This is a genomic window from Plantactinospora sp. B24E8, assembly GCF_039871735.1.
Lineage (GTDB): Bacteria > Actinomycetota > Actinomycetes > Mycobacteriales > Micromonosporaceae > Plantactinospora.
Genome location: NZ_JBDPMH010000019.1, coordinates 1 through 18,194, shown reverse-complemented (window position 1 = coordinate 18,194; position 18,194 = coordinate 1). Strand labels below are relative to the sequence as shown.

16 protein-coding genes and 1 riboswitch are annotated in these 18,194 nt (G+C 69.7%); of the genes, 5 read left to right on the top strand and 11 right to left on the bottom strand.

All coding sequences use genetic code 11. The features are described 5' to 3' along the window. Positions 1 to 213: 213 nt before the first annotated feature. On the bottom strand, positions 214 to 1,611 hold the full coding sequence (locus ABGB21_RS23965) for an acyl-CoA synthetase (RefSeq protein WP_347657762.1): 1,398 nt from the start codon (positions 1,609 to 1,611) through the stop codon (positions 214 to 216). A gap of 185 nt (positions 1,612 to 1,796) precedes the next feature. Here ABGB21_RS23965 and ABGB21_RS23960 point away from each other — a divergent pair, with 185 nt between their 5' ends. Continuing rightward, positions 1,797 to 2,180 carry a hypothetical protein gene (locus ABGB21_RS23960; RefSeq protein WP_347657763.1) on the top strand — a complete coding sequence of 128 codons (384 nt, stop codon included), beginning with the start codon at positions 1,797 to 1,799 and terminating at the stop codon, positions 2,178 to 2,180. Between the two features lie 50 nt (positions 2,181 to 2,230). On the opposite strand, the gene ABGB21_RS23955 is transcribed toward ABGB21_RS23960, so the two are convergent. The 3 genes from ABGB21_RS23955 to ABGB21_RS23945 form a co-directional block, all read right to left on the bottom strand. Continuing rightward, positions 2,231 to 2,671, bottom strand: a complete 441-nt coding sequence (locus ABGB21_RS23955; RefSeq protein ID WP_347657764.1) for a VOC family protein — start codon at positions 2,669 to 2,671, stop codon at positions 2,231 to 2,233. An 82-nt stretch (positions 2,672 to 2,753) separates the two neighbouring features. Continuing rightward, positions 2,754 to 3,950: a low temperature requirement protein A gene (locus tag ABGB21_RS23950; protein ID WP_347657765.1), complete on the bottom strand. Its 1,197-nt coding sequence runs from the start codon at positions 3,948 to 3,950 to the stop codon at positions 2,754 to 2,756. A gap of 153 nt (positions 3,951 to 4,103) precedes the next feature. After that, entirely contained in the window at positions 4,104 to 5,222 is a 1,119-nt protein-coding gene (locus tag ABGB21_RS23945) for a glycerophosphodiester phosphodiesterase (protein WP_347679665.1), read from the bottom strand. 738 nt (positions 5,223 to 5,960) lie between these two features. Here ABGB21_RS23945 and ABGB21_RS23940 point away from each other — a divergent pair. Genes ABGB21_RS23940 through ABGB21_RS23930 form a run of 3 tightly spaced genes read left to right on the top strand, consistent with a single transcriptional unit; the run spans position 5,961 to position 9,044 of the window. Next, positions 5,961 to 7,148, top strand: a complete 1,188-nt coding sequence (locus ABGB21_RS23940) for an extracellular solute-binding protein (RefSeq protein WP_347657767.1) — start codon at positions 5,961 to 5,963, stop codon at positions 7,146 to 7,148. A 7-nt stretch (positions 7,149 to 7,155) separates the two neighbouring features. Continuing rightward, on the top strand, positions 7,156 to 8,178 hold the full coding sequence (locus tag ABGB21_RS23935) for a sugar ABC transporter permease (RefSeq protein WP_347657768.1): 1,023 nt from the start codon (positions 7,156 to 7,158) through the stop codon (positions 8,176 to 8,178). Continuing rightward, positions 8,178 to 9,044, top strand: coding sequence for a carbohydrate ABC transporter permease (locus ABGB21_RS23930; RefSeq protein WP_347657769.1), 867 nt, complete (start codon positions 8,178 to 8,180; stop codon positions 9,042 to 9,044). The genes ABGB21_RS23935 and ABGB21_RS23930 overlap by 1 nt, the downstream gene beginning before the upstream one ends. Before the next feature lie 66 nt (positions 9,045 to 9,110). Here ABGB21_RS23930 and ABGB21_RS23925 read toward each other — a convergent pair whose 3' ends face one another. Continuing rightward, positions 9,111 to 10,106 (bottom strand): ribonucleotide-diphosphate reductase subunit beta, encoded by a 996-nt coding sequence (locus ABGB21_RS23925; protein ID WP_347658632.1) that lies wholly within the window; start codon positions 10,104 to 10,106, stop codon positions 9,111 to 9,113. Between the two features lie 54 nt (positions 10,107 to 10,160). Then, positions 10,161 to 12,545 (bottom strand): ribonucleoside-diphosphate reductase subunit alpha, encoded by a 2,385-nt coding sequence (locus tag ABGB21_RS23920; protein ID WP_347658633.1) that lies wholly within the window; start codon positions 12,543 to 12,545, stop codon positions 10,161 to 10,163. A 211-nt stretch (positions 12,546 to 12,756) separates the two neighbouring features. Then, positions 12,757 to 12,994: riboswitch (cobalamin riboswitch) on the bottom strand. A gap of 230 nt (positions 12,995 to 13,224) precedes the next feature. Here ABGB21_RS23920 and ABGB21_RS23915 point away from each other — a divergent pair. Beyond that, the gene (locus ABGB21_RS23915) at positions 13,225 to 14,004 is read left to right on the top strand and encodes an NAD(P)H-binding protein (RefSeq protein WP_347679663.1); all 780 of its coding nucleotides are present in this window, start codon (positions 13,225 to 13,227) and stop codon (positions 14,002 to 14,004) included. A gap of 439 nt (positions 14,005 to 14,443) precedes the next feature. Here the strand turns inward: ABGB21_RS23915 and ABGB21_RS23910 are convergent, their stop codons facing one another. From ABGB21_RS23910 to ABGB21_RS23890, 5 genes are all read right to left on the bottom strand, one after another. Beyond that, positions 14,444 to 15,577 (bottom strand): HNH endonuclease, encoded by a 1,134-nt coding sequence (locus ABGB21_RS23910; RefSeq protein ID WP_347658630.1) that lies wholly within the window; start codon positions 15,575 to 15,577, stop codon positions 14,444 to 14,446. A 212-nt stretch (positions 15,578 to 15,789) separates the two neighbouring features. Beyond that, on the bottom strand, positions 15,790 to 15,978 hold the full coding sequence (locus ABGB21_RS23905; protein ID WP_347658629.1) for a hypothetical protein: 189 nt from the start codon (positions 15,976 to 15,978) through the stop codon (positions 15,790 to 15,792). 171 nt (positions 15,979 to 16,149) lie between these two features. After that, positions 16,150 to 16,431, bottom strand: a complete 282-nt coding sequence (locus tag ABGB21_RS23900) for a hypothetical protein (RefSeq protein WP_347658628.1) — start codon at positions 16,429 to 16,431, stop codon at positions 16,150 to 16,152. Further along, positions 16,428 to 16,769 (bottom strand): hypothetical protein, encoded by a 342-nt coding sequence (locus tag ABGB21_RS23895; protein WP_347658627.1) that lies wholly within the window; start codon positions 16,767 to 16,769, stop codon positions 16,428 to 16,430. Before ABGB21_RS23895 ends, ABGB21_RS23900 begins: the two co-directional genes overlap by 4 nt. A gap of 8 nt (positions 16,770 to 16,777) precedes the next feature. Further along, a complete protein-coding gene (locus ABGB21_RS23890; RefSeq protein WP_347658626.1) occupies positions 16,778 to 17,878 on the bottom strand; it encodes a hypothetical protein in 1,101 nt (366 codons plus the stop codon). Positions 17,879 to 18,194 lie beyond the last annotated feature (316 nt).

Below are 18,194 nucleotides of genomic sequence, written 5' to 3'. Positions count from 1 at the left end.
GTCTGGCTCCGACGGTTCCGCCGCCACCATGGCACCACCGTGCGGTGGGCCGGCGGGCACCGGTCACCGGTGTGCCGCCGACCACGCTACCCGGGCAGCCGACCGACCCGTCGAGTGGATCACCCCGCCGGGCCGGGTGTCGGCCGGCCCGGTCACCGGCCGGCGGCCTCACGGCCGGCCTGGTCGCCGACCCGGCGGTCGGCGGCCGACCGCTCAGGACAACAGGGTGTGCTTCTGCACCTTGCCCATCGGGTTGCGGGGCAGCGCGTCGACCAGGTGCACCCGCCGGGGCCGCTTGTGCCGGGAGAGTCCGGTGGCGACGAAGTCGATCAGTGCCTGCGGGGTGACGCCGTCGGCGACGACGTACGCGACGATCTCCTGGCCGAGGTCGGGGTGCGGGGCGCCGACCACCGCCGCCTCCCGGACCCCCGGGTGGCTCAGCAGCATGTTCTCCACCTCGCCGGCGCCGATCCGGTAGCCGCCGCTCTTGATCAGGTCGGTGCTGGCCCGGCCGACGATCCGGTGCTGCCCGTCCGGTCCGATGGTCGCCACGTCGCCGGTGCGGAACCAGCCGTCCGGGGTGTGCGAGGCGGCGGTCGCCTCCGGCCGGCCCAGATAGCCGCTGAACAGGGTCGGGCCGGTCACCTGCAGCTCACCGACGCTCTCCCCGTCGGCGGGCAGCGGGGCCCCGGTGTCGTCTACCAGCCGGGTGGCGATCCCGCGTAGCGGGAGTCCGACGTGTCCAGGCCGACGCTCACCGTCGACCCGGGTGCTGACCGTGATCAGGGTCTCGGTCATGCCGTACCGCTCGACCGGCCGCTGCCCGGTCAGCTCACGCAGCCGGTCGAAGACCGGGACCGGCAGCGGCGCGCTACCGGAGACCAGCAGGCGCGCCGGGCTCAGTGCCCGCGCGGACGCCGGGTCGGCCGCGATCCGCGACCAGACCGTCGGTACGCCGAACAGCAGCGTCCCGCCGGCCGCGGCGTACCGGTCCGGCTGCGGCCGTACGGTGTGCACCAGCCGGCAGCCGACCCGCAGCGCCCCGAGGACCCCGAGCACCAGCCCGTGCACGTGGTAGAGGGGCAGTCCGTGCACCAGTACGTCGTCCGGGGACCAGGCCCACGCCTCGGCGAGCGCGTCCAGGTCGTGTCCGATCGCGTCCCGGCTGAGCAGCACGCCCTTGGGCGCCCCGGTGGTGCCGCTGGTGTAGAGCAGCAGCGCGGGTGCCGTACCGGGAGGTTCGGTGAACCGGCCGGCCGACGGTGGCCGCCCCCGGCCGACCGGCTCGACCGGTACCGGGAGCGGAACCGTCGGCGGGTCGTCGGCGAGCAGCAGCGCCGCGCGGGAGTCGGTCAGGATGTGGTGCAGTTCGACCGGACCGGCGTCGGCCGGTACCGGCACCACCGGCACCCCGGCGAGCAGCCCGCCGACCACCCCGGCCACGGTCGCCAGGGTGGGGGTGGCGTGCACGGCGACCGCCGGCGCGCCGGTGATCCGGGTCGCGACCGCTTCGGCGGCGTCCCGCAGCCGCGCCCAGGAGGCGGTCTCGTCCCCGATCCGGACCGCGTCGGCCCGGTCCGGATGTCTCCCGTCGAGTGCCGGCAGCAGCATCGCGCCTCCAGCGCAGTGTCGGGCGTCCGGGTCTTCCGGCGCCGGGCCGGTCCGATCCCGCCGGGACCGGCGGGGCTTGACCGCCGATCGTACGGTGATGGACGCCCTTCCACGACGTGTCGGCGGCCGGCAGTCCTGATCGACGGTGCCCCGATCGACGACGCCTCGTCCCGAGGAGGTGTCCGATGGTGGTCGGCGAACTGAACCACCGGGAACTCGACCGGCTGCGGGAACGCCGCCCGTACTGGTGGGCGGTGTGGTTGGTGCTCGCCAGCTGGCTGGGCTGGACGCTGCTGATCGTCGCCGTGCCGCTGCTGCTGGTGTTTCCGGGCTCAACGTTGGCACAGGTGGCGCTGGGTGTGCTGGGGGTGGCCGTGGCTGCCACGGTGGGCCGGGCGGCGGCGGTGGAGGCGCTGCTCAGCCGCTGGCTGGACCGGTCCCGCAAGCACCGGACCCGGTCGGACATCCGGGAGCTGAACCGCCGCCAGGTCTACCGGGCGAGTCGCCGCGACGCGTTCGCGGTCGCCGGGGCGTTGGTGGAGCACCTCTTCTGCGACTGGTTGCGATGATCTCGGACGGTGCTCGAGTTCCCGGTCCCGGCCCGGCGCACCGGTCGGGGTCAGGCTTCGCCCTGCTCGGCCAGGATTCCGGTGCCCTGGCCGAGTTCGATCAGGTAGCCGTCCGGGTCGCGCAGGTAGCAGCGGATCTCCAGCCCGTGGTCCTTCGGTTCGGTGAGGAACTCGCCGCCGCTGGCCCGCCACTGTTCGTACACCGCCCGGACGTCGGTGACCCGGATGTTCATCGCGCAGCTCAGTACGTCGGAGCTGGTCGGGGCCTGGGCCCGGACGGTCGGTTTGTCGTCGGTCGGTCCGCCCTCGGTGTTGAGCACCAGGTAGCTGTTGTGGAAGCGCAGCACACAGGGGTCGCGGAGGCGGACACATTCGGCACCGAGCACCCGTTCGTAGTACTCGCGGGACCGGTCGACGTCCCGGACGATCAGCAGGGTGGTGAGTACGAAGCCGCCCTCGGGCCGGAAGTAGTCCGGCGTGCCGTCGGCCATGCTCCGCTCCCTTCGTGCCCGGCCCGCCGGATACCCACCTGTCGGGGGCTAAACGTCCGGGTGCGGAGGACGCCGACCGGTGTCACAGCGGCGGGTTCGGCTCGATCAGCAGATGACCCCGGTCCCGTACCGCGTCGGCGACCACCACCCCGGCCAGTACGGCGGTGGCGAGCAGCGGCACCGCCAGCAGCGGTACGACCACCGCGACCGGGGTGAGCAGCGCGTAGCCGAGCAGACCGAACCAGCGGCTGCGGGCGACCCGGCCGAACACCTCACGTTCGTACCAGATCCGGCCGAGCAGGAAGAGGACCGGACCGCCGAGGATGAGCCCGAGCCAGCTGAAGTCCCGGGGCTGGAACGGGTCGGCGATGACCAGCGCGTATCCGACCACGGTGGTGAGGATCCCGCACAACATCATCAGGTGTGTGTAGCCGGCGGCCCGGCTGAACCGCAGCGGGTCGGTGGCCTGGGCCAGCGCGTCGGCCAACGGCCGTCCCGCCTGGTAGAAGTAGATCCGCCAGAAGAGCACGGTGACCACGAAGGCCGCCACGAACGTGGTGGTCCGTTCGATGGCGAAGCCGACGTTGCTGAGCACGAACCCGATCAGCAGGATCGCCTCGCCGACCGCGATCAGCAGGATCTGCTGGTACCGCTCGGCCAGGTGGGTGCTGCCGACGCCCCAGCTGCGGGCGTCGGAGCGGCCGAGTCCGGGGGTCGGCCAGCGCAGCGCGGCGCCGACGAAGTCCAGGACGACTCCGGCGGTCCAGCACAGGCCCCGGCCCAGTCCGCCGGTCAGCGCCCCGGCGATCCAGAACGCCGAGGAGAGCGCCACCCAGAACAGGATCCGGACGGTCGACGGCTGCCGGTGGTGTCCGCGCAGCGCCAGCGCCAGGAACGCCGACCGGCCGAACTGGAGCGCGACGAAGGTGACCGCGAAGATCTCGCCACGGTCCCCGAAGGCCTGCGGCAGCGACACCGCCATGATCATGGCGCCGAACATGGTGGCCACGGTGAGCAGTTGGATCTCGATCCGTCGGGGGTCGAACCGGCTGGTGGCCCAGGCGTGGAACAGCCACACCTGCCAGAGGGCGAGCAGGACCAGACTGGTCTGACCCAGTTCGGAGAGCATGGTCCGACGGCTGACGGTGAAGTCGTCGGTCAGGCGCTGGGAGAGCCGGGTGAGCGCGAAGACGTACACCAGGTCGAGGAAGAGCTCCAGGAAGGTCGCCCGGCCAACGCTGCGGGAGTCACCGAGGTGGCCCCGCTGCTCAGCCGCCACCACAGACGGTCCGTCTTATCCTGATATGCACCGTCACCCAGCGTTCATATCACGAACCGGGTGCCGCCGGCCGGGCATCCGTTCCGATACCCGGCCGGCAGCACCCGCCGTCCCCACGAAAACGGCGTCAGCCCAAACCGGCCCGCGCCGTGCTCAACGCAGCCCGGCCCGGGCCGCCACCGCGGTGTCCGGGTGGTCGCTGAACACCCCGTCCAAACCGAGCCCGTAGAAGAGTTCGTACTCGGCGATGATGTCGCCCCGGGCGTTCGGGTCGGCACCGGTCCGGAAGTCCACCGGCAGGAACTGGTTCTCCGCCCGGAAGGTCCAGGCGTGCACGACCAGGCCCGCTCGGTGGGCGTCCCGGACCACGGAGGTCGGGGTGAGCAGCCGGCCGGCCGCGTCCCGGGGCACGAGCAGATTCTTGTTCGTACCGATGCCGTCGGCGTAGCCGGCGATCCACCGCAAATTCTCCGGCCTGACCAGGTCGACGTAACTGCGCGGGTCGCCGGCGACGGTGAAGTCGTACGGCCGGCCGGTGGCGTCCAGCAACTGGACCAACCGGACGTCGGTCATCCGGGCCAGCCGACGCAGGTTCGCCGTCTCGAAGGACTGGATGACCACCCCGTCCTTCTTGCCGGTCAGCCTGTTCTGCTCGAGCACCCGGACCAGTGGTTCCTCCAGTGGCAGGCCGATCGACCGGAAGTAGCTCGGGTGCTTGGTCTCCGGGTAGATCCCGATGGTCCGGCCCAACCGCCGGCTCTCGCTCCGGGCCAGGTCGATGACCTCCTGAAGGGTCGGCACCGGCAGCGTGCCGTCGAACGCGGTGTTGGTCACCCGGACCTCGGGTAGCCGTTCCTTCGCCCGCAGGGTCCGCAGCTCCGCCAGGGTGAAGTCCTCGGTGAACCAGCCGGTCACCGCCGTCCCGTCGATGCTCTTCGTGGTGCGCCGGGCGGCGAACTCCGGGTGGTCGGCGACGTCCGTCGTACCGGAGATCTCGTTCTCGTGCCGGGCCACCAGCACTCCGTCCCGGGTGGGGACCAGGTCCGGCTCGATGAAGTCGGCCCCCATCCGGATCGCCAGCCGGTAGGCCTCCAGGGTGTGCTCCGGCCGGTAGCCGCTGGCGCCGCGGTGCGCGATCACCAGCGGCCGGTCACCGGCCACCGGACGGGTCCGCTCGTCGTCGTCCCGGGCCTCGGCCTGACTGACCGGTACGGCCACGGCCGCGGCCAGCAGCACACCGGCCAGTCCGAGTGTGGGCAGGATACGGGGCACGATCGCCTCCTGACGTGGGGGTGGAGCAGGTCTCTGATCGACCTGGAATCCAACCCGGCGCAGACGACCGGCAGTCGGGCGGCGGCTTTCCGTACGGTGAACCTCCGGCGTCCCGGCTCCCGGGAGCCACCGCGTCCCCGGACCGCCCGACCTCCACGGACCGCACCCTACCGGTGGCGGCCGGCCCCTGGTCGTGGCCCCCGGGGCCGTACGGGAGCGGTCGTCACCCCGAAAGCCGACGGCGGCAGCCGGCTCGGCACTCCGGGCACCAGCGGCGGACCTTCCGGAACTCCTCCGGTACAAGACACCACGGTGCCGCCGGCTCGCACCGGCAAACCGTGCTGCTCGGGCCACCCCCACCTCGCTGGTACCGGCCCTGGAAGTTTCCGAAACGTGTCTTGAGTTTTTCGGTTCCCTCTGCGAGTCTTTGCCCGTCGATAGACAGATGATGTGACGTCCGGCGGGCACGAAGGCGACTGCGAGTGGCTGCGAGCCCCTCCGCCGGACGGCGCCTGTCGACGGGGGGACGGCGGCCCTCGCGTCCACCCTGGACAGCCGGGACCGACGTCTCCGTTCGCCCAGAAGGCTCAGCTGGGCACATTCGGCAGAGAGGACAGGTTGATGAGGGCAGGAAAGCTACTGACTCTGTCGGTAGTCCTGGCGACGGGCGTCCTGGGAACGGCCGCCTGTGGTTCCGGGGATTCGGAGGGTGACGGCGGTAGTGGCGGCAAGGTCACGATGAGCTTCTGGCACAACGCCTCGACGGGTCCGGGCAAGGCGTTCTGGGAGAAGACCGTCGCCGACTTCCAGGCTGCCAACCCGAACGTGACGATCGAGATCCAGTCGATCCAGAACGAGGACCTGGACGGCAAGCTGCAGACCGCGCTGAACTCCGGGGACGCCCCGGACGTGTTCCTGCAGCGCGGCGGCGGCAAGATGGCCGCGATGGTCAAGGCCGGCCAGTTGATGGACATCACCGGCGGGATCACCGACGCGACCAAGAAGGTGGTCTCGGAGGGGTCGTTCAAGGCGCAGACGATCGACGACAAGGTCTACGCGATGCCGGTGGCGGTCCTGCCCGGCGGCTTCTTCTACAGCAAGGACCTGTTCGCCAAGGCCGGCATCACCCAGACGCCGACCACGCTCGCCGAGCTCCAGACCGCCGTCGACAAGCTGAAGGCCTCGGGCACCCAGCCGATCGCCATCGGCGCCAAGGACGCCTGGCCGGCCGCCTTCTACTACTACTTCTTCGCGCTGCGCGAGTGCAGCACGGCCACGCTCACCGAGACGGCCAAGACCATGAACTTCGACGACCCCTGCTGGTTGAAGGCCGGGCAGGACGTCCAGCAGTTCGCCGCGACGCAGCCGTTCAACAACGGCTTCCTGACGACCTCGGCCCAGCAGGGCGCGAACAGTTCGGCCGGTCTGCTCGCCAACCACAAGGCGGCGATGGAGCTCATGGGCGCCTGGAACCCGGGCGTCATCGGCTCGTTGACGCCGGACCAGAAGCCGCTGCCCGACCTGGACTGGTTCCCGTTCCCCAGCATCGAGGGCGGCGCGGGTGAGCCCGGGGCGATCCTCGGCGGCGTCGACGGGTACTCCTGCTCCGCGAAGGCCCCGAAGGCGGAGTGCACCGCCTTCCTCAACTTCATGGTGCAGACGCCCGTGCAGCAGGCGTACTACACGGCGTTCCAGGCGCCGCCGGTGAACAGCGAGGCGCAGGCCGCGGTGACCGAGCCGCACCTGAAGTCCGTACTCGCGGCCTACAGCAAGGCCCCGTACGTCTCGCAGTGGCTCGACACGGTCTACGGGCAGAACGTCGGCAACGCCCTCAACACCGCCGTGGTGAACCTGCTGGCCGGTAAGGGCACCCCCGAGGACATCGTCAGCGCGGTCAAGACCGCCGCCCAGCGGTCGGTGAGATAACCACCTCATGTTCGACACAGACCGCGAGAGCGTGCAGCTCGCGCAGGACCGGTCGGCGGAGATGACGACGGTCGGGGGTGGCACGCCTGTCGTGCCGCCCCCGACCCGGCGCCGTCGCCGCAAGGGCATCGGCTGGCCCGCCCGGCTGGAAATCGCGCTGATGACGGGGCCGACACTGCTCGTCTTCCTGTCCTTCGTCATCCTTCCCGTCGCCATGGCCGCCTACTACGGCTTCTTCAGCTGGCAGGGGTACGGCCCACCCACCGAGTTCGTCGGCCTGCGCAACTACGTGCTGATCTTCCAGGACGGCACGTTCGTCGACGCCCTGCAGCACAACGCGGCGATCGTCGTGCTGTCGCTGGTACTGCAGGGGCCGGCCGCGCTCCTGCTCGCCCTGCTGCTGAACCGGAAGATGCGGGGCCAGACCCTCATCCGGGTCCTCGTCTTCGTCCCGTACGTGATCTCCGAGGTGGTCGTCGGTACCGGCTGGAGCCTGCTGCTCCAGGGCAACGGCGCCGTCAACGCGCTGCTCGAGGATCTGGGGATGGGTTGGCTGAGCAGCGACTGGCTCTCCGACCCGGACAAGGCCATCTGGACGCTGATGGGCATCCTCACCTGGAAGTACATCGGCTTCGCCGTGATCCTCTTCCTCGCCGGCCTGCAGGGCATCCCGGAGGAGCTGACCGAGGCGGCGGCGATCGACGGGGCGTCCTACTGGCAGATCCAGCGCCGGATCACCCTGCCCCTGCTCGGGCCGACGATCCGGATCTGGGCCTTCCTGTCGATGATCGGCGCCCTGCAACTGTTCGACCTCGTCTACATCATCTGGGGCCAGTACATCGCCTCGACGGCGGGCACGTCGACGATGGCCACGTACATGGTGGCCAACGGCCGGATGGCCGGCGAGTACGGGTACGGCAACGCGGTGGCCGTGGTGCTGTTCGCCGTCTCGCTCGTCGTGGCGCTGGTCTACCAGCGGTTCGTCCTGCGCCGTGACACCGAGGGCGCGATCACCGGAGGGAGGAACTGATGGCCGCGACCGCCGTAGCCGCGCGCGGGCCGATCCGGGCGCGCCGGAAGACGGGCCGGGGCGACCCGGCCGTGTATCTGGTCGCGGTGCTGCTGATCGGGGCGATGCTGGCCCCGGTCGTCTACATCATCCTCGGCGGCTTCCGGACGAACTCGCAGATCACCAACGACCCGGCGGGCTGGCCGAGTCCGTGGCAGACCGGCAACTACCTCGACGTGCTGACCGGTGAGGTGTTCTGGCGTCAGGTGCTCAACTCCACCATCGTCGCCGTGGTCACCACCGCGGGTGTGATCACGCTCGGCCTCATGACGAGTTACATCCTCGCCCGCTACCGGTTCCGGGGCCGGGGAGCGATGTACTCGCTCTTCGCCGCCGGCCTGATGTTCCCGCTCACCGTGGCGATCACCCCGCTCTACATCCTGGTCAGGACGCTCGGGCTGATGAACACGCTGCCCGGGGTGATCCTGCCGCAGATCGGGTTCGCCATCCCGATGACGATCATCATCCTGGTGCCGTTCGTCCGGGCCATCCCGGACGAGATCCAGGAGGCGGCGTCGATCGACGGCTGCGGCCGGCTCGGCTTCTTCTGGCGGATGGTGCTGCCGCTGTCCCTGCCGGGGGTGGTCACCGTGGCCATCCTGACCTTCATCAACAGTTGGAACAGCTACCTGTTGCCGCTGTTCATCCTCAACCGGGAGGAGACCTTCACGCTGCCCCTCGGCGTGCAGGCCTTCGCGTCGCAGTACTCGGTCGACACGGCCAAGGTGCTGGCGTTCACCTCCCTGTCGATGCTTCCGGCACTGCTGTTCTTCAGCCTGTTCCAGCGTCGGATCGTCGGCGGGCTGACCGGAGCAGTGAAGGGCTGAGTCCGCCCGGCACGACAACCGCGCGGTGGGCGTCCGGAACCGGTCGCCCGCCGCGCGGCATCCGGGTCAGAAGTCGTCGTCGAACCGAACCGTCCCGGTCACCCCGACCTGGTACGCCGACACCCGCCGCTCGAAGAAGTTCGACAGTTCCTGGACGTCCTGCAACTCCATGAAGGCGAACGGGTTGCCCGATCCGTACAGCGGCGCGATGTCCAGCTGGGCCAGCCGGCGGTCCGCGACGTGCTGCAGGTACTCCCGCATGTCCGGCAGGGAGAGCCCGGGCACCCCCTGGCCGAGCAGGTCCTCGGCGAACTGCACCTCGCACTCGACCGCCTCGGCGAGCATCTGCCGTACCTGCTCCGCCAGCTCGGCGTCGAAGAGTTCCGGCTCCTCCTGGCGGACCGTGTCGACCACGTCGAAGGCGAACGCCATGTGCATCGACTCGTCGCGGAACACCCAGTTGGTGCCGGAGGCGAGCCCGTGCAGCAGCCCCCGGGACCGCAGGAAGTAGACGTACGCGAAGGCGCCGTAGAAGAACAGCCCTTCGATGCAGGCGGCGAAGCAGATCAGGTTGAGCAGGAACGCCCGCCGGTCCTCCCGGGTCTCCAGCTTGCGCAGCTCGAAGATCGAGTCGATCCAGCGAAAGCAGAACTCGGCCTTGCGCCGGATCGACGGGATGTTGTCGATCGCCGCGAACGCCGCGAACCGTTCCGTCTCGTCCGGCACGTACGTGTCGAGCAGGTTGAGGTAGAACTGGACGTGCACCGCCTCCTCGAAGAGCTGGCGGGACAGGTAGAGCCGGCCCTCCGGCGAGTTGACGTGCTGGTAGAGGTTGAGCACCAGGTTGTTCGCGACGATCGTGTCCCCGGTGGCGAAGAACGCGACCAGCCGGCTGACCAGGTGCCGTTCGGCCGGGGTGAGCCGCTCCAGGTCGGCGAGGTCGCTGTGCAGGTCGACCTCCTCGACGGTCCAGGTGTTCTTGATCGCGTCGCGGTACCGGTCGAAGAAGTGCGGGTAGCGCATCGGGCGCAGGGTCAGGTCCAGACCCGGGTCGAGCAGCATGGTCTCAGTTCTCGCTTTCGGCGGTCGTGGTCGGGTACGTCGTCGGGTGGCCGCTCACTGGCAGGCCTCGCAGGCCTCCGGGTTCTCCAGTGAGCAGGCCAGGGCCGCGTCGACGGCGTCGCCCGTACCCGCGCCCCCGGTTGGCAGGGTGACCAGCGGTCCCCGGAGGACTCCGGCCCGGACCGGGGAGACGGTCGCCTGCTGGATCCGGGTCGCCGGCCGGGACCGCAGGTAGTAGGTGGTCTTCAGACCGGACTTCCAGGCGTACAGGTACATCGAGCTGAGCCGGCCGATCTCCGGGGAGGCCATGAAGAGGTTCAGCGACTGCGACTGGTCCACGTACGGGGCCCGGGCCGCCGCCAGGTCGATCAGCGAACGCTGCGGCAGCTCCCAGGCAGTCCGGTACAGCTCCCGCAGTTCCGCCGGAAGCGCCTCGATCCCCTGCACCGAGCCGTCCGCCCGCTTGATCGCGGTACGGATCTCCTCGGTCCAGAGCCCGCGCGCCTTCAGCTCCCGGACCAGCGCGGTGTTGATCTGCAGGAACTCGCCGCTGAGGGTTTCCCGCTTGAACAGGTTGGAGACCTGCGGCTCGATGCACTCGTAGCAGCCGGCGATCGAGGCGATGGTCGCGGTCGGGGCGATCGCCACCAGCAGCGAGTTGCGCAGCCCGTGTGCGGCGACCCGGTCCCGCAGCGCCGCCCAACGCTCGGCCTGGACGCCGGTGACCCCCCACAGGTCGGGCTGGAGCTGCCCGGCCGCGGCCCGGGTCTCGGCGTACGCCGGGTGTGCGCCGAACTCCTCGGCGAGCCCGGCCGAGGTCTCCAGCGCGGTCAGGTAGACCTCCTCGGCGATCCGGGTCGACAGTTCCCGGGCCTCGGCCGAGTCGAACGGCATCCGGAGCGCGAAGAAGACGTCCTGCAGCCCCATCATGCCGAGCCCGACCGGTCGCCAGCGGGGGTTGCTCGCCGCCGCCTGCGGGCTCGGGTAGTAGTTGATGTCGATCACCCGGTCGAGGAACGTCACGGCGGTCCGGACCGTCTCCCGCAGCCGCGCCCAGTCGATCCCGTCGCCATCGGTGGCGTTCCCGGCCAGGTGCGCGGCCAGGTTGATCGAGCCGAGGTTGCAGACCGCGGTCTCGGAATCGTTCGAGACCTCGATGATCTCGGTGCAGAGGTTCGACAGGTGCACCACGTTGCCGGGCCGCCCGGTCTGGTTGCAGAGCCGGTTCGAGGTGTCCTTGAAGGTCATCCAGCCGTTGCCGGTCTGGGCCAGGGTCCGCATCATCCGGCCGTACAGTTCCCGGGCCGGGAGCTGGCGGACGTACCGGCCCTGTTCCTCGGCCGCCCGGTAGGCCGCGTCGAACTCGTCACCCCACAGGTCGGGCAGCTCCGGGACCTCGTCCGGGTCGAACAGCGACCACACCCCGTCGGCCTCGACCCGGCGCATGAACTCGTCCGGGATCCAGTTGGCCAGGTTGAGGTTGTGGGTACGCCGGGCGTCCTCGCCGGTGTTGTCCCGCAGCTGGAGGAAGTCCTCGATGTCCGGGTGCCACGGCTCCAGGTAGACACAGGCCGCGCCCTTGCGCCGACCGCCCTGGTTGACCGCGGCCACCGACGCGTCGAGGGTACGCAGGAACGGCACGATCCCGTTCGACTGCCCGTTGGTGCCCCGGATCAACGCACCTCGGGACCGGACCCGCGACCAGGCGATGCCGATCCCGCCGGCGAACTTCGACAGGTGCGCGACCTGCGCGTACCTGTCGTAGATCGAGCCGAGCTCGTCGCGCGGCGAGTCGACCAGGTAGCAGGAGGACATCTGGGTGTGCCGGGTGCCGGAGTTGAACAGCGTCGGCGAGCTGGGCAGGTACGCCAGCGACGACATCAGCCGGTAGAAGCCGATCGCCTCACCGGGGGTACGGGACAGGCCGCAGGCGACCCGGAGCAGCCAGTACTGCGGGGTCTCCACCACGAGCCGGCTGGTCGGGTGGCGCAGCAGGTAGCGGTCGTAGACCGTGCGCAGTCCGAAGTACTCGAAGCGCCGGTCGGCGTCCGGGTCGACGGCGTCGTCGAGCTTGCGGGCGTTGATCCGGACGAACTCGGCGGTCTCGTCACCGACCAGGCCCTGCTCGTGCCCGAGTCGGATCGCCTGGCTGAACGAGGCGATCCCCTGGCCCCGGACCTCCTTGTCGACGTAGCCGGCGAGCAGCCGGGCGGCAAGCCGGGAGTACTGCGGTTCCTCGCCGATCATCTCGGCGGCGGTCTGGATGGAGAGCCGGTCGAGTTCGGCGGTGGTCGCGCCGTCGTACAGGCCGCTGATGGTCCGGGTCGCCACCCGCAGCGGGTCGACGTCGGTCAGGTCGTCCGCCCACCGCTCCACCGCCCGGACGATCTTGTTGACGTCCACCGGCTCGGTGTCGCCGTTACGCTTACGGACCCGCATCTGCGGACGTCGGGACGCGGACGCCTCGCTGTCTCCCGTCTCCGGGCCGGTCGTCGGGACCTCGGTGACCGTCACAATCTTCTCCTCGCGCGCTCGCCTCCGGATGGTCCGGCAGGCGCGCGGGGACACGGCGACACCGCGACGGGTACGCACGATCGCGTACGTCGAGTGGCGTCGGCCGTCCCGCGCGGCCTCGGACCGCCGCGTACCGACGGGTACGCGGCGCGCTGGCAGGTCTTCGGACTCGCGGGCCGGCACGGGGGTCGCCCGTGTTCGCCTACTGGCCGTCGCTTCCCAGGCACATCCGGCGGTTGCCGGACGTCGTCCCAGTGCGTGATGACGGCGGTCGTTCCCACTCACCGCTGCGGGGCAGTCCCGGATTCGCGCCGGGTTCCCTCTTGCCTCGGCCGCCGTGGAGCGGCGGCCGAACCAGCTGCGTGAGACACCATATATAGGGCCACCCCAAAAGTCACACCCAAGATGTCGTGTCGGCGTGTCGCCATGATCACCGTCGAGGGAGAGTTTGGGGCGGGTGCCGGTCACACCCACGGTCGGCGTCCCGTCCACCGGGCATGGCAACAACCACCATCCGAAGGACAGGTCCACGAAACCGCCCCGCCGTACCGGCCGGGCGGGTCACCCTCGACGGAGCGGCGCGCACAATCCGGGGAGGGCGGCGATGACGGTCCTGGTCACCGGCGCGACCGGACGCCTCGGCCGGGTCCTCACCCCGACACTGGCCGGCTACGGCCACCCGACCCGGGCGATGAGCCGTACCCCGAAGGGTGGCGACGGCGTCGACCGGATCCGGGCCGACCTCGCCACCGGCGAGGGCCTGGCCGCCGCGCTGGACGGGGTCGAGACCGTGGTCCACCTCGCGTCGGCGCCGTACCAGCGCGGCTACACCCGGCAGGTCGACGTCGACGGCACCCGCCGGCTGGTCGACACCGCCGGCCCCGCCGGGGTACGCCACCTGGTGTACGTCTCGATCGTCGGCATCGACCGGGTACCGTGGTCGTACTACCGGCTGAAACTCGACGCCGAGGCGATCGTGGCGGCCGGTCCGGTGCCGTGGACGATCCTGCGGGTCACCCAGTTCCACGACCTGATCGACGAGGCGCTGACCAGACTCGCCCGGTTCCCGGTGCTGCCGGTCGACCCGAAGATCGTCGGACAACCGGTCGACGTCCACGACGTCGCGGCCCACCTGGTACGCCGGATCTCCGCCCCGGCAACCCGGACCATCGAGGAGTACGGCGGCCCGGAGGTGCTGGGTCTGGCGGACGTCGCCCGGGCCTGGCTGGCCGCCCGGGGTGTCCGGCGGCCGCTGCTCCGGCTGCCCGTGCCGGGCCGGTTCGGTCGGGAGCTGCGCGCCGGGGCGCTGACCACCGACCGTGGAGACCGGGGCCGCATCACCTGGTCCGACTACCTGGCCGGACGGTCCGCCGGACCTGGGTGACCCGCTGCACCGTGTCGACGCGGGGTCGCTGATCCCAGTCGGACGACTGCGGCGTTTCGGTCAGCCCGGGCAGCACCGGGAACGGATTGCGCCTCGGGCATTCCGGGAACAGAGGAGTTCTGAACTGGACCCTCCTCATCGCGCCGGAACCGTCGAGGAGTACGCCGGTCCCGAGGTACCGGGTATCGCGGACCTGGCCCGAGCGTGGCTGACCGCCCGAGGCGTCCGGCGACCGCTGCTCCGGCTGCCCGTGCCGGGTCGGCTGGGCCGGGCGTTCCGCTCCGGGGCGTTGACCACCGACACCGGAGACCGGGGCCTGATCACCTGGTCCGACTACCGGGTCGGACGGCGTACCAGTCCGGGGTGACCTGCTGTACGGGTTGGTGATCCTGGTCTGGTCGTGGCTATCGTCGCCGGGCGGGTCCGCCATGCTGCTGGATCACGCGGCTTTGAACACCGTCTCGGCGTGCCACTCCAGGAACTCGCGGCTCGGTCGGTCAGCCCGCCGCTCCGGAAGCGCGATCTCGGTGCCCACCTTGGCGTAAAACTGGTCGCCGTTGCCGAACTCGCTGCGAAGTCGCGGGCTGACCAGCAGCCGGTGTTTCGGGTCGACGCTCAGATAGCCCTGGTCGAACATGATGTGCACGTCCGACCGGAGCAGCAGACCATTGTCGAGCCGGTGCTCACCACCCTTGCTGAGCGGCCGAATGTGGGCGGCCTGCAACACCGGCCGGACCCGGTTGCCGGTGATGGCACAGCGGCGGTCGTACGCCCCCAACACCACCGCCTTGAACGACTGCTGACCGAGCCGCTGGGGCGCGAGGCGGGGGTCGCCGTACACCGGGCCGGGCCGATGCCACGGCTCGGCCATGTCGATCTCGACCGGCCGGTCGACGAGCCGCTCGACGAGCAGGTGGAAGTAGTCGACCGCAGGATGTGTGGCCAGGTCGTAGCCCTTGCCCTGCACGATGTTCGAGGCGAAGTCCGGTGGCGGGCCGGCCAACGCGTCGGCCGGAAAGAACCGGGTGTCCCGGACGAAGATGCAACCGATGACCGGGTCCTCATCCAAGGCGATCGGCGCTCTGCGATACCGCCCGACACTCCGGCGCATCTCATCGAGACTCGACACGCCGTTCGCCTCGCCGAACAAATTCCACGCCTCCGAGATCGGCAACTGGACGAACCCGCTGAAGAAGCCGCCGCCGACCACCCGGTTGTGTGGGTAGTGCGTCTTGAAGAAGAACGGCTCCCCCGGGGTCAGGGCCCGGAATGTGCCGCCCGACGGTCGCCAGAAGTTGACCTCGTTCAGGGCAGGCCGCGCGGCGAGGAAGCGGTACCAGTCCGGGTCGGTCACCCCCACGAACGCCTTCACGTCGAGCAGTGTGCACACCTGTCGATCAATCTGACACCGCCCGAACGGGCACTTGCCCCCGACGCCAACGGACTGCAACTCGTCGTCGCGGTGGTGACGGCCCTCGGTCTGGTGGTCGCGGCGTTCGCGGTACCCGATCGGAGGCCCGCAAATCCGCAGCTTGACGTCGTACAGCTTCTGGGCCGTTTCGAACTCGGCCATCAGCTTCTCGGTGAACGGCTGGCGCCAGCTCGCCGCGCAGCAGTGCGTGCAGCAACGTCAGGAAGTGCGACCTCCCGGACCCGAACGGCCCGTGCAGGTACGCAACCCTCGACGTGCAGCCGGCGCCCGGCGACGCTGGCGGCAAGCTTGAGCAAAAATCGCCGGTGCTGCTCCGCTCGGGAAGCTTTGCCAGTCCGAGGCTCACGCCGTCACTATCTTTTGCGGCTCAGGATCTGGCCGAGCACCATGAACGCCGCAGCGACACAGATCCCTCGGCCGGCCCAAATGACGATGGAAATCGGCGTCTGTAGGTCGCCGCCTATCGGCCAGCGCACGGCAAGCAGGAGGAACCCGACCAGCGCCCCGACGAGGGAGAGCGCCAGCAGCGCTTCACCGATCATTCGAAGGGCCAAACCACTACGCGAACGAACCCTGCCGCTCTGCGGCCCGGTCGTCCCCAACGGCGCCCCTCCCCGATGGCTCGGGTACGTCACGAGTCAGTCTGTGGTCGATGGTCGGTCTCTCGTCACGGAACCTCGCACGTCCGAGGTGTCAGCTTCCGTCCTCGTCGGTCAGGCAACCTCGAAATGGATCGCGGAGAGGCCACAGGTGAGTCCGAGTCCCGCGACCACCACGCCGATACGCGGCCAGGGCACGTCGCTGGCCGGCCGGACTCCGACGGAGACAGCGACGGCAAGCGTGGCCGTGGCGACGAGGAGCATCGCGATCCGTAACACGCGCCCGGCGAGGCTCTCCAGATGCCAGAAGGTCATACCAAGGACTGCCGCCGCGAACACGATGACGCATATTGAGATCAACGGGAGCGCAATCTGCCAGCGGTGCCGTGGGTTCATCGGGCCTCGTTCTCGGGCCCCGAACGAGTCTCGTCCACATCAACGACGTCGTCCGGTTCCACTGTCAGGTCGTCACCGGCCGCACGCAGCTGGCCAGCCTGCTGCTCGACGTCGGCGAGTTGGTCAGTAGAAAGCCACTGACGGTCGGCGGCGTATTGGGCGAACGCCTCACCCAGGCCCTGTCCGTGCCAGGACTGGCTGCCAGCCTCTCTGAGGCCGAGCTCCCCGCTCAGGACGGATTTTGCGAGTCCGCCAAGGGGGTGGTCCTCATCTCTCATCTGGGCCAGCTTGGCCAGGAGAGCACGAGCCAACGGCTGCTGCGAGATGTCGTCGGGCAAGACCACTCCTAGTCCAGAGCAGGATGGTGATAGGGCTTGACTTGGGGAAGGGAGCCCAGGCCCAGTCGGGCATCGACCGCGCTGATCAACGCTCCGAGGCTCTTGAAGGTCACCTCGGCGTTGCCGTAGACCGTCGAGATCTCCTTGTAGAGATCATATGCCTGCCACGCGTAATAGGCCGCCGCTCCATAGCCCGCGACCGCGCCGATGCCAGTCTTGATCGTGGCCGTACCGACGGCACCCGCGACGCAGACCATAATGAGTGCGTCGAGCAACTTGCCCAGCAGATTCGTCAACGCGGCGAAAAGGTTCTTCGCGGCTTCCGACACCTGTGCGTAGAGATCCGCATACCTGTCCAACACGCCGTGGGCCGTCATCGCCGCACCACCAAGAACAAGCTGGAACTCCTGCTCGGCCTCTGCCGCGTTGCCCCGCCACACCTCCGACACGTCGGCCGCACCTGTGGTCAGGTTCCGGCTGACGTCCAACATCGCGTCGCCGACCGCGCGCCAGGCCGCGCCGCAGTACGTGTACGACTCCCAGTCTCCGGCCACGAGCTTGCCCCACCCCTCGAAGGGATCGACGCCGAACAGCCAGGTGCTGACCTGCCGCGCCCATGCGGACGGGCTGACCAGATCGGACAAGAGATTGATCTGGAACTCCTCTATGCCGGAGGCATAGTTCGGGGCCCCGAGCTGCTGGCCAGGCTCGGCAACGTCGGAGAAGAGCGAACGCGGCGCGCTGGGCCAGAGATCAGGCCGCCGCTCGGCGAGCGCTCCGCCGAGGCCGCCCGGGTCCTTGGCGCCCGGATAGGTCTGGTCAAGGCGGGCAGTCGCCGCCGCGTCAGACGTCGCGTACATCCGCTGGGCCAGGTTGACCTGGGTGGCGGCGCCCTGGGTGAGGTTGACGAACTCCTGAAGGCCGTTCGTCACCTGCTGGTACGCCTGCCGGTGCGGCCCGACCATGTTCATGAGCAAGCCGACCTCAACCAGGTTCAGGTCGCAGTTCCGCCTGGTGTAGTCCAAGGCGTCACGCGCGTCTCCGGAGGCCCGCCAAAGCAGGTTGTACAGACCATTCAGGCCGGTCGGATCGACATAGAACCCGGTCATTGCCCCCCCCCAAGGCCACCCGGCGACCGACGCTAGCAGATGCTGACCAATTCCGATGCTCGGTCTTCGACCGATCCCGATGTCTACCGGGACGTGCCGGAGCACCGTCGGCATCGCTGCCCGAGTCGATCCCTTGCCGGGCGAACCACTAGATGATTGAGTCCTAAATCTGGCCTGGTGGGGGACTTAGCGTATCGACACAGGGAAGGGTGTCGTTGTCTGCTCGTGACTGCCGACATCGACACCCTTCTGACTGCACTGTACGTGTTCGTAGACGATCACCTGGTACCGCATCGCCGCCGTCCCGGCCGTCCCC